The 16013-nt window shown below is 67.3% G+C and carries 4 protein-coding genes; 3 read left to right on the plus strand and 1 reads right to left on the minus strand.

All coding sequences use genetic code 11. The features are described from left to right. The first annotated feature begins 429 nt into the window (after positions 1–429). The 3 genes from JF515_RS02590 to JF515_RS02600 all read left to right on the plus strand — a co-directional run bounded on the left by JF515_RS02590 (position 430) and on the right by JF515_RS02600 (position 14316). Entirely contained in the window at positions 430–1995 is a 1566-nt protein-coding gene (locus JF515_RS02590; protein ID WP_203100718.1) for a ShlB/FhaC/HecB family hemolysin secretion/activation protein, read from the plus strand. Between the two features lie 49 nt (positions 1996–2044). After that, positions 2045–13780, plus strand: a complete 11736-nt coding sequence (locus JF515_RS02595; protein WP_203100720.1) for a beta strand repeat-containing protein — start codon at positions 2045–2047, stop codon at positions 13778–13780. A 263-nt stretch (positions 13781–14043) separates the two neighbouring features. Next, a complete protein-coding gene (locus tag JF515_RS02600) occupies positions 14044–14316 on the plus strand; it encodes a hypothetical protein (RefSeq protein WP_203100722.1) in 273 nt (90 codons plus the stop codon). Between the two features lie 124 nt (positions 14317–14440). Here the strand turns inward: JF515_RS02600 and dbpA are convergent, their stop codons facing one another. Next, entirely contained in the window at positions 14441–15823 is a 1383-nt protein-coding gene (gene dbpA, locus JF515_RS02605) for an ATP-dependent RNA helicase DbpA (RefSeq protein WP_203100724.1), read from the minus strand. Positions 15824–16013 lie beyond the last annotated feature (190 nt).

The following is a 16013-nucleotide window of genomic DNA, read 5'->3' on the forward strand; positions in this document are numbered from 1 at the left end:
TTGGCCCCGTCCGGGGCCGAAATAATCCGTCATTTTCTCCCCAAGTACCTCGAAATACTCTTATTTTCTCGCTCTGATATTTTTGTCTTAGTGCAATTTTTTCATACGTAAATCACATCAACATTCAGCCCTGAAAACCCTTCGGAACGTAAAAGAATGTTGATTGACCGTATGGTTTTGGTGACATAGATTCCAAAAATTGTGAACCAGTTGGTTGCGAACACTTGTTTGCAAAAATACGCAAAGCCATAAAATAACGTCAGGAGCCGCTGGCTCCATCGGGGGAAAGCACAATATGGGAGCACCAACCACACCCTCCCTGCGCATCACCGCGCCCGGTTCCATCCTGCCAGTTCCTTTTTCGGCCAAGCCCGCCGCCATCTCCGGTTCTTCCCGGCGGGCGGACCAACCTCTCGGGATCTACTTCGCATGAGCAGTAAAATCAGATTCTTGCCCGCCGCCGCGCTGGCATTGATGTTGGGTGCCGCCGGCCCGGTGGCCATGGCCCAGGAACCCGCCGCCCGCCAGGTGCTGGTCAACGGTGTCGCCTTCCAGGGCAATACCACCTACAGCGCCTCCGACCTGTCCGGGTTGATCGCCTCGGAAATCGGCAAGCCCATGACGCTCAAGGATATCCAGGGCCTGGCCGCCAAGGTCGAGGCGTTCTACCACGACGCCGGCTACCCGCTGGTCAAGGTGGTGGTGCCCCGGCAGGCCTTCGCCGACGGCAAGCCGGTGGAACTGGTGGTGCTGGAAGGGCGCCTCGGTGAAGTGCGTATCGAGGGCGAGCGCCGCTACCACACTCAGCGTATCCGCGATGCCCTGGCCGCCAGTGGCGTGCGCGCCGGCGAGCCGCTGCGCCTGGACCGGGTGGAACGGGCACTGACCCGCATCAACCGGGAAGCCGGCGTGGAAGCCAGCGCCACTCTCAAGCCCGGCGCCGAGCAGGGCTACACCAACCTGGTGGTGGCGGTGGAAGAGGGGCCGCTGCTCAGCGGCAGCCTGGAAGTGAACAATTACGGCAGCAAGGACACCGGTCGCTACCGGGTGGTGCCCTCCATCAAACTGGAGAACCTGAGCGGTCGGGGCGACAGCGCCAACCTGATCGGCATGCAGTCTCTGGGTGACGGTGATGCCTGGTTCGCCTACGCCGACTACGCCACCCCGGTGAACAGCCGTGGCACCAGCGTTCAGGTGTACGGCTCCACCGGTAACGTCAACGTCGGCCGTGACTTCAAGGTGCTGGAAGTGGAAGGCGACAGCACCGGTGCCGGCCTGGGCGTACTGCAGGATCAGATTCTTTCCGCGCGCAGCATCCTCACCTACAGCCTGTGGCTGGAGGGCACCAACCTGGATCAGGAGATGCTCGGTGTCACCGTGGCCGAGGACCGGGTGCGCAAGGTGCGCCTGGGCGTGGCCTGGGACCGCACCGACCTGTCCGGACGCAGCCTGGTATCCCTGGATCTGCATCAAGGGCTGGGGGAGCGCCTGGGCGGCATGGACAACGACTCGGTGCTGTCCAGCCGCGCCTTCGCCGGCGCCGACAACGACTTCACCAAGATCACCCTGGACCTGACCCGCATCCAGCGGCTTAACGCCCGTACCCTGTTGATCCCGCGCCTGTACGGCCAGTACGCCTTCGATCCGCTGGTCTCCAGCGAGCAGTGGGCGATCGGCGGCGTCAACTCGGTGAAAGGCCACGCGCCCTCGGTGTACTCCGGTGACAGCGGCGTCACCGCTTCCCTGGAAGGGCGCTACGACCTGTTCGCCGATAACCACCGCTACCAGTTGATCGGCCAGATCAGCCACGGTCGCATGCACATCAAAAAACCATTCTACGACCAGGACGGCGAGCAGGATATCTCCGGTGTCAGCCTCGGCGTGATGGCCCGGCCGCTGGACCCGGTCGAGGTGCGCCTGGAATGGGGCCTGCCGCTGGGGCCGGAAACCGGTGATGACAATTATTTCTACGCTCAGGCGCGCTACCGCTTCTGAGGGGGGCCGGGCCAGTCGGCCCGCATACGACTTTCACGGGTGACAGATCATGGCACGGAATAACAAGCGCAAAGCTTCGGTGGCGGTAGCCGTTTCGGTTTCGGTGTTCGGTTTCAGCGGCACGGCTCAGGCCGGGCCCAGTGGCGGCAATGTGGTTCGCGGCGATGCCCAGATCACCAACCCCGCGGCGCTGGAAACCTTGATTCAGCAGACCTCCGGCAAGGCGGTGATCAACTGGAATGACTTCAGTATCGATCCCGGCGAGCTGGTGAAATTCATTCACCAAAATGCCAGCGATGTAACGCTTAACCGGGTCACCGGCGGCAGCGTCTCGCAGATCAAGGGCGCGCTCACCGCCAACGGCAACATCTTCCTGATCAACCCCAACGGCATCGTGTTCGGCGCCGACGCCACCATCGACGTGGCCGGCCTGCTGGCCACCACCTTCGATATCGCCGACGACGACTTCATGGACGGCAAGTTCAATTTCAGCGGCGAGCTGATGAACAGCGCCTCCATCAAGAACCAGGGCACGATCACCACCGACGACGGCGGCTTCGTCTACCTGATTGCTCCCAATGTGGAGAACACCGGCCACATCATCGCCAACGTCGGTCGCGTGGCCCTGGCCAGCGACGGCAGCTATGACATCGACCTCACCGGCAACGGCCTGGTGAAGTTCTCGGTCACCGACGCGGACCTGACCGGTGCCACCGGCTCCATCAAGAATGGCGCCGGCGGCCAGATCGAGGCCGGCCACGTGCTGCTCTCCGGCAGCCAGAAGGACGCCGTGGTCTCCTCCGTGGTCAACCAGGGCGACATCACCGCCGCCACCGAGCTGACCATGGCCGGCGACGACCTGGAGCAGTCCGGTAATCTCACCGTCACCGGCCCCGATGGCGAGGTCCGGCTGCAGGCGGACAACGCCATTACCTCCAACGGCGGGCTGATCAAGGGTGACAGCGCCGTTCTCGATGCCGGTACCGGCATCGGCGCCGCCGGCGCGGTCAATACCGAAGTGGATCACCTGACGGTGAGCAGCGACGAGGGCGCTATCCGCGTCGACGAAGCGGACCAGCTCGCCAGCCTCAGTATCGACACCGGCGACAGCGCCGAGATCAACCTCAAGCACGAAGTCCAGGACCCGATCACCGGCGATCCGCTACTGGTCAATGCCAGCGTCGATTTCGATGGTGACCGTCTGTCCACCTCCGGCATCGTGGCCACCGACCTCGATTTCACTCACTCCGACGGTGGCGTGACCCTGAACGGCGCCCATGTGGATGGCGATCTGGCCGTCACCGCCGCCGGCGATATCCTCGGTAACGGCAACCTGGACACCGCCGCCAGCGGCGAGCGCGTGGCCCTGGCCACCACCGTGGACGGCGCCACCATCGGCGCGGAGAACAACGCTCTGCGCCTGGACGCGGACACCCTGCGCGCCGAGGCGAAAAAAGGCCACGTGGTGATCACCGACACCGACGGCGACCTGACCCTGGAGCGGGTCAGCACCGGTGACAACAGCGTCGAGGCCGGCCTGCGCGCCCTGATTACCGCCGAGGACGGCGACCTGCGCGGCAGCAATGGCGCCCAGGCCAACGTGGAGGCCTGGGCCACCAACCTGCAAGCCGATGGCGCCATCGGCGGGGAAGGGCAGGCGGTGACCACCGCCGTGGACGTACTGTCGGCCTCCACCCAGGACGGCGGTATCTATATCGATGAACAGGACGGCGAGCTGATGCTCGGTCGGATCAGCGCCGGCGAACGCGTCAGCCAGGGCGGCCAGACGGTATCGTCCACCGGCATCGCCGGAGCCGACGGTGACATCACCCTGAGCACCGGCGCGGCGGGCACTCATGACGTCATGATCGCCGCTGAAGACAACATTCTTATCGGTGACCAGATCTCCTCCCCGGACGGGCTCGGGCTGTTGTCCCGCCAGGGTGGCATTTACCAGAGCGGGGACAGCGCGACCCTTACCGGTCGCTTCATTTACCTGGCCGCCGCCGGTCGCCTGGGTCAGGATGGCGGCGCCCTGAAAACCCGCAGCAATCGCCTTCGCGCCTATTCCGGCGGCGACGGTATTTACCTGGCCGAGGACAACGGCCTGAACGCCGAGGAAATCCGCTCCCTGGGCGAAAACGCCGAAGTCAGCCTGCAAGCCACCCTGGGCGACGTGGTCCTGGGCCTGGTGGAAGCCGACAACGGCGAGGTGTCCGTGACCAGCCAGGACGGTGACATCCTCGCCAGTGGCGACGCCGACCAGATCGTGCGCGGCAATCACCTGACCCTGGACGCCGACGGTGCCATCGGCACCGCCGCCCAGGCGCTGAACACCGAGGTCGGCGGCCTTACCACCAGCACCGGCACCAGCCTGGCCGGTACCTACGTGGCCAACACCGGCCTGCTGTCGAGCCTGGACGTGACCACCGTGGGCGGCAATGTCTCGGTCTCCGACGACGATGGCGGCATTACCTTCGACCGCGCCGACGAACATCTGGCGGTGCGGCGCGACAGCGCCCAGGGTCTGGATCTGGCCTTCAACAACCAGGCCGGCAACCTGATCGTGGAAGGCGCCGATCTGTCCGGCCATGACGTCGACCTCACCGCCAGCGGTCGCATCGGCGACGGCGGCGGCCTGCTCGCCGCCGACGCCCTGACCCTGGACGCCGGCGACGACATTGATCTCACCACCAACGCCAATAGCATCGACGCCACCAGCGCCGACGGCGACATCGATCTGGATAACCGGGGCTCCGGCGAACTGACCCTGAACGCGTCGGCCGGCGGCGCCGATCGCGGTGTCACGGTCAGCCACCAAGGCGATCTCACTCTCGGCCAGGTGTCCGCCGACGGGATGATCCGGCTTACCGCCGAGGGCTCCCTGAACGGTGACGGTGAGAGCACCGCCATCACCGGCAACGACGTGCAACTGGACGCCGCCCGCATCGGCAGCGACAGCCGCGCGTTGTCCACCGCCGTGACCGGCAGGCTGTCGATGCTATCCGGTGGTGATATCCACGTCAGCAACGTGGGCGCGCTGAGCATGTTGGAGGGTGAAGCCAGCGACGATATCGATTTCAGCCAGTCCGGCGACGCCGTGCTGGGTCGCTTGTCCAGCGGCGGCAGCGTCACCTTCTACGCCACCGGCCGGGTCAGCGACGGCAACGGCGACGACAACAACATCGTCGCCGGAAACCTGGACCTGGACGCCCAGCAAATCGGCGCCGTCGACGGCACCGTGGACGCCCTGGAAATCCGCGTCGACGAACTGGTGGTCAACGCCAGCAACGGTGGCATCTATCTGCGCAACCGTGACAGTGGCCCGCTGAGCCTGATCCGCGCCCGCGCCGCCGGTGGCGACGTGGACATCGACAGCGCCGGAAGCATCGGCCTGGGCACCGTCACCGCCGCCGGCGGCAACGTTACCCTGACCAGCGGCGGCGCCATCAACGACGCCCGCCCGGACGGTTCCGACGAAGCCAACGTGGTGGCCCGCAAGGTGGACATGCGCGCCGAGCAGGGCATCGGCAACACCGGCCCCCTGGTGCTGGACGTGGATCGCATGTCGGTGAGCGGCGGTAACGGCGACGTCAACGCCGCCAGCCCCGGCGCCGTGGAAGTGGACGCCGACAGCCTGGTGGGCAAGGGCGCCAGCGGCGTCACCATCGTGGCCGCCTCGATCACCGTGCTCGACAACAACGGCGGCACCCTGGTCATGGACGGCGGCAAGCTGGTGCTCACCGCCACCAACGGCAACATCGTGTTCCTCAACCAGGACGACACCATCCGCCTGCCCGGCGGCGGCAGCATCACCCTTACCGCCCGGGCCGACGGCGCCAACGAAGGCTACAACGGCAACATCATCACCGGTAATCTGGTCACCGAGGGTGGCGACATCACCCTGGATGCCGACCGCAACGTGACCCTGGGCATGCTCGACACCGGCGGCACCGGCGACGTGTATGTGATCGCCCGCGACGGCGTCATCCTGGACGGCAACGGCGCCGACCAGAACGTGCGCGGTGATCATGTCACCCTGATCGGCAACACCCCCAGCGAGCGCGACGCGGAAATCGCCCGCGATACCGCCATCGCCGACTACGCCGGCCGGGTGGCGGAACTGAACGCCAAGATCCTGCAGCTGGAAACCCTGCAGCAACAGCTCGAGGCCTACCTGGCGGCGCTCAACCAGGCGATCGTCAGCAAGAATATTTCCCAGCAGAACCTGGCCAGTGCCCAGCGCACCGTGAACCAGCTTTCCAGCCAGTTGAACGCCGCCAACAGCCAGTTGGACACCCTCAATCGTGTCGTCTCCGTGGCCCAGATCGCGGTGGACGCCGTGGCCATGGTGGCCGGCGGCGCCCAGGCGATCCCGTTCAGTGGCGACGGCGGCGCCGAAGCCACCTTCCAGGGGCTGAGCCTGGTGCTGTCCGCCGCCCAGGTGGCCGTGGACGAGTACGACCGCAACGTGGTCTCGCCGCTGGCCGACCGGTTCAACGTGGCGCTCAATGACCTGGACGTGGCCAAGGCTTACCTGGGCGACGCGATCACCAACGTGGAAACCTGGACCACCCTGCGCAATACCACCCAGGTGTCCCGGGACATGGCCGACCAGTCCGTGTTCAAGGCCACCGCCGCCCGCGACGCCAGCCAGTTGCTGCGCACCCAGGCCATCGCCGCCTACGACCAGGCCCAGGACATCGACATGTCCGCCGCCAAACCGCTGGGCATCCAGGCCAACCAACTGGACATGGGCACCAGCAGCGGCCGGGCATTGAACAGTGGCGTCTACCTGGATTCCACCGGCAGCCTCGGCCTCGGTGACATTGAATCCGTGGGTGATATCCGCGTCGAGAACGTGGCCGGTACCATCAGCGTGGTGGGGGATGTGGTCAGCCCGACCCTGATTTCCCTGCAGGCGGAAGGCGCGGTACGTGGCATCGGTGGTAGCTGGGTGAACGGTGAATGGGTCGCCGACGCCGGCACCCTGCACGCCCCGGCCATCGCCGTGCGCGCCGGTCAGGGCGTCGCCGACGAGGAGGATTCGCTGCACACCGACACCGATGAAATCGCGGTCGACGCCGGCGACGGCGACGCCTTCGTGATCAACGATAATGGTGGCGACGAACTGGTGCTCGGCACCGTGGACGGCCTCAGTGGCCTCACCGCCGCCGGCGACATGGGGCTGTGGAACAAAGGCGACCTGCGCCTGAAAACCCAGGTGGTCGACACCGAGATCACCACGGACAGCCAAACCTATCTGTACGCCCAGGGCGGCGCCATCATCGACGACAACGGCGACACCCTGAACGTCACCGGCGGTGACCTTGAGTTCCGCGCCGACGGCCAGGTGGAACTGGACACCAAGGTGGACCGCGTGGTCGACAGCGGCACCAGCGAAGGCGACGTGCTGCTGCGCGAGCGCGATGACCTGGCGCTGATCGCCCTGGAAACCCTGAACGGTGACATCGACGTGACCGCCGGCGGTAATCTGACCGTCCATCAACTGGCCGCCGCCGGCGACAGCGCCACCATCGCGCTGGACGCGGACGGCCGCATCGACGACGACCAGGACAACGACACCGGCATCGTCGCCAAGCGTCTGGAACTGACCGCCGGCGGCGCCATCGGCGCTACCGGCTCCTTCGCCCAGCGCGGCCTGGACACCGCCGTGGACGTGGTCACCGCCGACGCCAAGGGCGAGATCAATATTCACGACGCCGACGACCTGGACGTCGAGAAAGTCACCACCACCACCGGCAACGTCACCCTCACCAGCGACAACGGTGACCTGCATCTGGGCGAGGTGCGCACCGACGGCGAGAACGGCAACATCACCCTGGTGGCCCACGGCGCCATCGACGCCCTTAACGAGGTGGATGACACCCCGGAACTGTACGCCGATCAACTCGCCCTGCGCGCCGGCAACGGCATCGGCACCGCCGACCAGGCCCTGCTGATCGAAACCGGCGCCCTGGAAGCGGACGCCGGCGACGGCGGCCTCTACCTGTTCAACCAGAACCGCGACCTCACCGTGGGTGGCGTGACTCCGAACCTGGGCCTGCCCGGCCTCACCGGCCTGGACGCCAACGGCGACCTGCATCTGACCGTGGCCGACGGCGCCCTCACCGTGAACGAAGCGGTGACCCAGACCGGCGAAGGCGACACCCGCCTGAGCAGCGGCAAGGGCCAGTTGCTCAACGCCAACCTGGACGCCGACGGCGACCTGAAGCTGACCGCCACCACCGGCGACATCACCGCCATCAACGGCGTGCAACTGACCAGTGACGGCGATCTGTCCGCCACCGCCACCGAAGGTGGTGTCAGCCTGGTACAGAACAGCCGTGCCCAGGCCGAGGGTGACGTGACCCTCAAAGCGGGCACCACCGCGTCGCTGACCAACGCCAGCGTCCAGGCCGGCGGCGACCTTACCCTGACCGGTGAAAACGGCAACGTGACCCTGGCCAACAGCCAGGCCACCGGCGCCGGGGACGTGACCGTCAGCGCCGGCGACAACATCACCGTATCCAGCGAGTCCACCCTCACCGCCACCAACGGGGCCCTGAAAGCCACCGCCACCGATGGCAACCTGGAGATCAATAACGGCAGCAGCGCCTCCGCCGCCACCACCCTGGATCTGAAGGCGGGCAACCAGGCGGCGCTGATCAACGCCACCGCCCGGTCCGGCGGCGACATGAGCATCACCGCCGAGGACGGCGACGTGCTGCTCACCAACAGCCGCGCCGCCACCGACGGCGGGCAAACCGTCAGCGCCGGCGAAAGCGTGCGCCTGAACCAGTCCCAGCTGCACACCGAAACCGACGGCGACATGAAAGTAACCGCCGAGGCCGGCGACATCAGCCTTCTTAACAGCCAGATGATCGCCGGAGGTGCCTTCGACGGTGAGGCCGGCGGCAACGCCCTGCTGACCAACGGTCTGATCAGCGCCGGCAACTCTCTGGACCCGGAATTCGACGGCTCTCTGGACCCGGAATTCGACGGCTCGCCGGACCCGGAAGTCGTGGCCACTCTGGACCTGGACGCCGGCGGCAGCGTGCGTCTGACCCAGGGCAGCACCATCACCGGCGCCGACGACACCCATGTGGGCGCCGAGGAAGGCGAGCTGCTGGTGGTGGATAACGGCAAGATCCTCTCCGATGCCGATATCGACCTGAGCGCCGGCACCAACGCTACCTTCAACACCGGCCGCGCGGTGGCCGGGCAGGATCTCACCCTCACCGCCGGCCAGAACGTGAGCGTTTCCGGCGGCGGCAACCTGACCGCCACCGAGGGCGACCTGTCGGCCACCGCCACCGGCGGCGATGTGCTGTTCACCCAGAACAGCAGCGCCACCGCCGGCGGTGACCTGAAGCTGACCGCCAACGGCAACACCATCCTCACCAACGCGCTGATCAACGCCGGCGTCGACCTGGCGTTGACCGCCACCGAGGGCTCCCTGCGCCTGACCACCAGCAACGCCACCGCCGGTGGCAAGGTGGAGGCCCTCGCCGGCCAGGACCTGCAGTTGTCCGGCAGCTCCACGCTGATCGCCAACGATGGTGGCCTCACCGCCACCGCCACCAACGGCACTCTGAACCTGAGCCAGGGCAGCCGCGTCGCTGGCACCGATGACGTGGACCTGCGCGCCGGCACCGACCTGTCCGTGAATGCCTCCACCGTGGAATCCCTGGAGCAGGATCTGAGCCTCACCGCCGACACCGGCAGCGTGACCCTGGTGACCGCCACGGCCACCGCCCAGGGGGACGCCACCGTCACCGCCGCCGACAACGTGGCGCTGTCCGCCGGCTCCCGGCTCACCGCCACCAGCGGTGACCTGGGCATCACCGCCACCGAAGGTGACCTGACCGTAAGCCAGTCCTCCAGCCTCACCGCTGGCAACGACCTCACCGGTGACGCCGGCACCGACCTGGCCTTCACCACCGGCGCCACGGTGACCGCCGGCGGCGACCTGGACCTGGACGCCGGCGATGACCTGAGCGTGACGGACGCCACCGTGCGCGCCGACGGCGACGCCGCCCTGACCGCCACCGACGGCAACCTGTCGGTGACCCGTGGCACGGTCACCGCCGGTGGCTTCCTGGATGGCGACGCCGGCAAGGGCATCCTGCTGACCGCCGCCAACCTGACCAGCGGTTACTCGGTCATGGTGCCGTTCGCGCCGGTACCCCTGGAGCCGCAGCCCGAGGGCAACGTGGACCTGACCCTGAACGCCGGCAGCGGTGACATCGCCCTGTCCCAGGGCAGCGCCGTCGAGGCCGCCGGGGCGCTGGTGATGGATAGCGAGGAAGGCAACGTCAGCCTTACCAACGGCAGCCGCGCCACCGCCGTCACCGACGCCACCGTGGCCGCCGGGGCCGGTGTCAGCCTGGCGGAGGCCTCACGTCTGGAAGCCGGCAGCGGTGACCTGAAGGTGACCGCCACCAATGGCGACTTCACCGTTCGCCAGTCCTCCGTGCTGCGCGCCGGCGGTGACTTCACCGGCAGCGCCGGCGGCGACCTGGCCTTCACCGAGGGCGCCCAGGCCGACGCCGATGGTGACCTGGACCTGGATGCCGACGGCAACCTCACCGTGCAGGACGCCACCGTGCGCGCCGACGGCGATGCCGCGCTCACCTCCAGCGGCGGCAATCTGTCGGTGACCCGCGCCTCGGTCACCGCCGGTGGCTTCCTGGACGGCGACGCCGGTGGGGCCATTACCCTGACCAGCGCCACCCTGGCCAGCGGTCAGCCGGCGCCGGTAACGCTGTTCGCGTTCGCGCCGCTGCAAGCCGGTAGTGTCGATCTGAGCCTGAACGCCGGCAGCGGCGACGTGACCCTCACCGGCGGTAGCCAGGCCACCGCCGCCGGGGCTCTGACCCTGGGCAGCGAGGAAGGCAGCGTCGTCCTCACCAACAGCAGCCATGGCCGGGCGGCCACCGACGCCACCCTGACCGCCGCCACCGACGTGCGCATCAACAACGGTTCGTCCGTGGATGCCGACGAGGGCGACCTGACCGTCACCGCCACCGATGGTGACCTGAGCGTTACCAGCGGCGCCACGCTCACCGCCGGCAACGACCTCACCGGCACCGCCGGCCAGAATGTCACCCTGGATCAGGCCACCGCCGAGGCGGGCGCCAAGCTGTCCCTGACGGCCCAGGGGGCGGACCTGTCCCTGGCCAACAGCCAGGCCACCGCCGCCACCGACCTGGATTTGAGCGCCAATGGCGGCCTCACCGTGGACACCTCCACGGTGCGCGCCGAAGGCGCTCTGGATCTGACCGCCGGTGAACAAGGCGACCTGGCGGTAACCAGCGCCAGCGTCACCGCCGGCGGCGCGCTCACCGGTAAAGCCGGCGGCGGGGCCACCCTGACCGCCGCCACCCTGACCAGCGGCGACGCACCGGGCGCCGACCCGGCGGACCTGAGCCTGACCGTGGGCAGCGGCGACCTGACCGTCACTGACGGCAGCCGGGTCACCGCCAGCGACTCGCTCACCGTGAGCAGCGATGAGGCGGCGGTGAAGGTGGACGATGGCAGCTATCTGGAAGCCAATCGGGACGTGACCGTCACCGCCGGCACCGACGTGGGCTTCGATAACGCCAGCCTGGACGCCGTAAACGGCAACGCCCGGATCACCGCCAGCGACGGCGCCCTGACCCTGGCCAACAATGCCGCTCTGAGCGCTGGCGCGGACCTGGAGGCCAGCGCCGGTGGCAAGATCACCATGGACGCCAGCAGTGTGATGAACAGCGGCGCCAGGATGACCCTGGAAGCCGGTGACGACGTCGCCCTGTCCACCCTGCGTGCCGGTGGCGACGTGTCCGTGACCAGCGAGGAGGGCGGCATTCAGGCCGACCCGGCCATCGCCGAGCACATCCACGGCGACAACCTGTTCCTGTCGGCGGCCAAGAGCATCGGCTCCACGCTCAGCGGCCTGAAGACCCGCGTGACCAACCTCTACGTCACCATCACCGGCAGCGGTGATCTGCATCTGGAGGACCTGGACACCGACGGGCTCACCGTCAAGGACAGCAGCCTGGCCGACGGCGATGCCCACCTGCGCGCCGGCGGTGACCTGACCATCGATGCCCTGGCGGTAAACGGCGACGCCGTGCTCGACAGCGCCGGCCGCCTGGCCACCAGCGCGGAAGGCACCCTCAGCGCCGACGATCTGCAGGGCACCGCGGTCAACGGCATCCGCCTGAACAGCGAGCTGGACAGCGCCACCCTGGCGGTCAGCGGCACCGGCGACATCGACCTGGACAACCAGGGCGACCTGCGCCTGGACGGCGCCACCACCGCCGCCGGCGACATCGACGTGGACAACGCCGGTGACCTGGGCATTGGCCGGGTCGCTGCCGGCGATCACGATGTGGCTCTCAGCGCCGACGGCGCTATCCGCAAGGACGGTGCCGGTGAAGTCCAGGGCGTCAACGTGACCCTGCGCGCCAACGACGGCATCGGTGAATGGGCCACCAACAACCCCACCGACGGCTTCCTGAACCTGAGCGCCGAGCGCATCGACGCGCTCTCCGTTGCCGGTGACCTGTTGCTGAACCAGCAGGGCCCGGTACTGATCAGCCAGGCGCGCACCGGCGACAGTCGTGTCGGCGTGCAAGTGGAGAACGGCGATGCCACCCTGGGCGACATCCGCGCCCAGGGCCAGGTGACCGTGGTCGCCAATGACGGCAAGCTGATCGACGATGGCGATGCCGACACCCGCGTGGTGGGCGACGAGGTGCGACTGGCCGGCCGCGACGGCGTGGGTACCGACACCACCGCCATCGCCACCCGCGCCAACAGCCTGGATCTGCGCGCCGAAAGCGGTGTCATCAACGTGGAGGAACAGGACGGCCTGGCCGGCCTGGACGCCCACATCGAGAACGGCGACATCCGCGTGCGCACCCTGACCGGCGACCTCACCGTCGACGAAGTACAGGCCCTCACCCCGGGCAACGCGGTGATGCTCTCCGCCGTGGCCGGCGCCATCCTCGATGGCAACGGCGAAGCCAACAACATCGTCGCCGCGCTGCTCGAACTGAGCGCCGCCACCGGCATCGCCCGCGCCAGCAACCCGCTGAACGTGGACGTGGACACCCTGGGTGCCGCCGGCGGCAGCGGTGGCGTCTACATCAACAACCGCGGCACCGGCCCGCTCACCGTCACCGGCCTCACCGGCCAGGGCGGCCTGGGCCTGAACACCAGCGGCGACCTGGACCTCACCGGCGACGTCACCGGCCGCCGCGTGGACCTGGCCGCCGCCGGTGATTTCACCCAGGGCGGCCGCATCAGCGGCACCGAGGGCGTCACCGTGATCTCCAACGGCAACGTCACCATGGTCGCCGGCGCGCGCACCGACAGCACCGGCGACATCGGCTACCGGGCCGGCGGCGACCTGACCGTGGACACCCTCCACACCACCACCGGACTCACCGGCGGCAAGGTGACCCTGGAAGGCCGCACCCTGACCAGTAACGCCACCGAATCCGGCTCCATCCGCGCCGGCCAGGTGGACGTACGGGTGCCCACCGACAACGGCGAACGGGTCTACGATCTGGTGGATACCACCAACGGCAAGGCGCGGGTGTCGCTTAACCAGCGCACCCTGGGCGGCAAGATCGTCGAGGACTCCCAGTACGTGGGCGATCTGACGCACCCGCAAAGCCTCGACACCCCGCGCCTGGTATTCAACCCGTTCGAAAGCTTCCAGCCGAACACCACCGGCCAGGGCTTCCAGCCCGTCCCCGGCGACAACGGCGAGTGGCACTACGAGCCCTGAGTTTTCCCGTACTCACCCCCGCTTGGGAGCCCGGCCTCGGCCGGGCTTTTTTATGGTTTGTCGCTTGCTCTATCAAAGGACTGGACAATACCGAAAGCTACGCGGAGCCTTCGGGTTACCAGGAAAGCAATATTTCCTCCAAGTACAATGGGTGGCTATCACGGTCAATAAGCACGCCACCAGCTCAGGTGAAAACCGTTTCGCTTGAGATCTGAATTTTCGGGCGGGGCGGGGTGGACGGTAGGGGGTTGAAGGGGTCGCCAATGAATGACATTGAATTTTTTTCTGGATTTTTATTTATTATTTTATTTATTTCTTATGCTGCTTTCTCTATAGAAAAACTACGAAGAAGTTTGGAAAAGAAGGTTGGCTTTCTGGAGCTTTGGTGGTTGGTTGGCAGCTTGGAGATTAGGAAGGATATCGATTTCGGTGCTTCAGACAAAGATAAGATAATTTCAACAAAAACAACCATAAAGAGAGGTGTCTGTTTTCTGACTTTTTTCATGGTTGCTTTTGTTGTCGTTTTTTCTACTTAGTTGTGCCTCGATGTTTTTGGCAGGCCGCTCACTCAGCCTGTGACTCTTGGTCAGGTGGCGTGCAGCCTGCTTCATGCATCTTTGATGGCGCCAATAATCCGCTCTTCGGTGTCACCGCAGTCGGTTAAAGCCGCCGCACCCGCAGGGAGCGGCCCTTGATCTTGCCGGCCTGGAGGCGCTGCAGGGCCTTGTCGGCGACGGCGCGGTCCACGGCCACATAGGCCTGGTGGTCGAAGAGGGTGATCTTGCCCACCTTGTCGCCGGGCAGGCCGGCGTCGCCGGTGAGGGCGCCGAGGATGTCGCCGGGGCGCAGCTTCTGCTTGCGGCCGGCGCCGATGCACAGGGTCGCCATGGGCGCCCGCAGCGGGCTCCGGTCGGCGTGGGGGCGCACCTGGTTCAGGTCGTGCCAGGGCAGGGTGCCCGGGTGCTGGTCCTCGATGGCCAGGGCGCGGCGCATTTCCGGCGGCGCCACCAGGGTCAGCGCCAGGCCGCGCTCGCCGGCGCGGCCGGTGCGGCCGATGCGGTGGGTGTGGGTTTCCGGGTCGCGGGCGGGTTCCACGTTGATCACCAGATCCAGGGCGGCGATGTCCAGGCCCCGGGCGGCCACGTCCGTGGCCACCAGCACCGCCAGGCTGCGGTTGGCGAACAGGCCCAGCACCTGGTCCCGGTCGCGCTGCTCCAGGTCCCCGTTCAGGGCCCGGGCGGAGACGCCCTGGGCGTTCAGGTGGTCCGCCACCTCCTGGCATTGCCGCTTGGTGGCGCAGAAGGCCACGCAGGACGCGGGCCGCAGGCTGTAAAGCAGCCGCGTCACCGCCTCCAGGCGGGTTTCCGGCGTCACCTCGTAGAAACGCTGCTCGATGTCCGGGCGGTCCTCTTCCGTGGCCACCTTGATGGACACCGGATCGCGCAGGAATCGGCCCGCCAGGGTCTGGATGGCCGGTGGCCAGGTGGCGGAGAACAGCAGCGTCCGCCGCCGCGCCGGGGTTCGTTCGACGATGCCGGCGATGCTGTCCACGAACCCCATGTCCAGCATCCGGTCGGCCTCGTCCAGCACCAGGGTATTCAGGCCGTCCAGGGACAAGGTGCCCTTGGCCAGGTGCTTCTCGATCCGCCCCGGGGTGCCGACGATGATCTGCGCGCCGTGCTCCAGGGAGCCCACCTGGGGCCCCATGGCCACGCCGCCGCACAGGGTCAGCACCTTGATGTTGTCCGTCCCCCGGGCCAGCCGCCGCAGCTCCCGGGCCACCTGGTCCGCCAGCTCCCGGGTGGGGCACAGCACCAGGGCCTGGCAGCGGAAGTCCCGGCGGTCCAGCGAATGCAGCAGCCCCAGCCCGAACGCGGCGGTCTTGCCGGAGCCGGTGCCCGCCTGGGCGAGCACGTCCCGCCCCTCGAGAATGACGGGCAGGCTGCGCGCCTGGATCGGCGTCATGGCCGTGAAGCCCAGCGACGCCAGGTTCGCCAGCGTGGCGGCGTCCAGCGGCAGGGAAGCGAAATCGGTATCGGTCATGGCACGGCCTGGAAAGCAGGGAAGGGCGCGCATTCTAGCACCTTCCGCCCCCATCCCGTCCGCCGGCCATGCGCTCCATATGTCCCATACGTCCCATACGTCCCATACGCCGTAGGGGCGACTTCAGTCGCGATCAGCCTGGCGGAGCGGTGATCAACCCGCCGGGCCATCGCGACTGAAGTCGCTCCTA

The sequence above is a fragment of the Alloalcanivorax marinus genome (assembly GCF_016785095.1).
Classification (GTDB): domain Bacteria; phylum Pseudomonadota; class Gammaproteobacteria; order Pseudomonadales; family Alcanivoracaceae; genus Alloalcanivorax; species Alloalcanivorax marinus_A.

Coding starts and splice junctions, on each gene's coding strand:
- JF515_RS02600 (WP_203100722.1), top strand. CDS start 14,044: ATGAATGACATTGAATTTTTTTCTGGATTTTTATTTATTATTTTATTT.
- JF515_RS02595 (WP_203100720.1), top strand. CDS start 2,045: ATGGCACGGAATAACAAGCGCAAAGCTTCGGTGGCGGTAGCCGTTTCG.
- dbpA (WP_203100724.1), bottom strand. CDS start 15,823: ATGACCGATACCGATTTCGCTTCCCTGCCGCTGGACGCCGCCACGCTG.
- JF515_RS02590 (WP_203100718.1), top strand. CDS start 430: ATGAGCAGTAAAATCAGATTCTTGCCCGCCGCCGCGCTGGCATTGATG.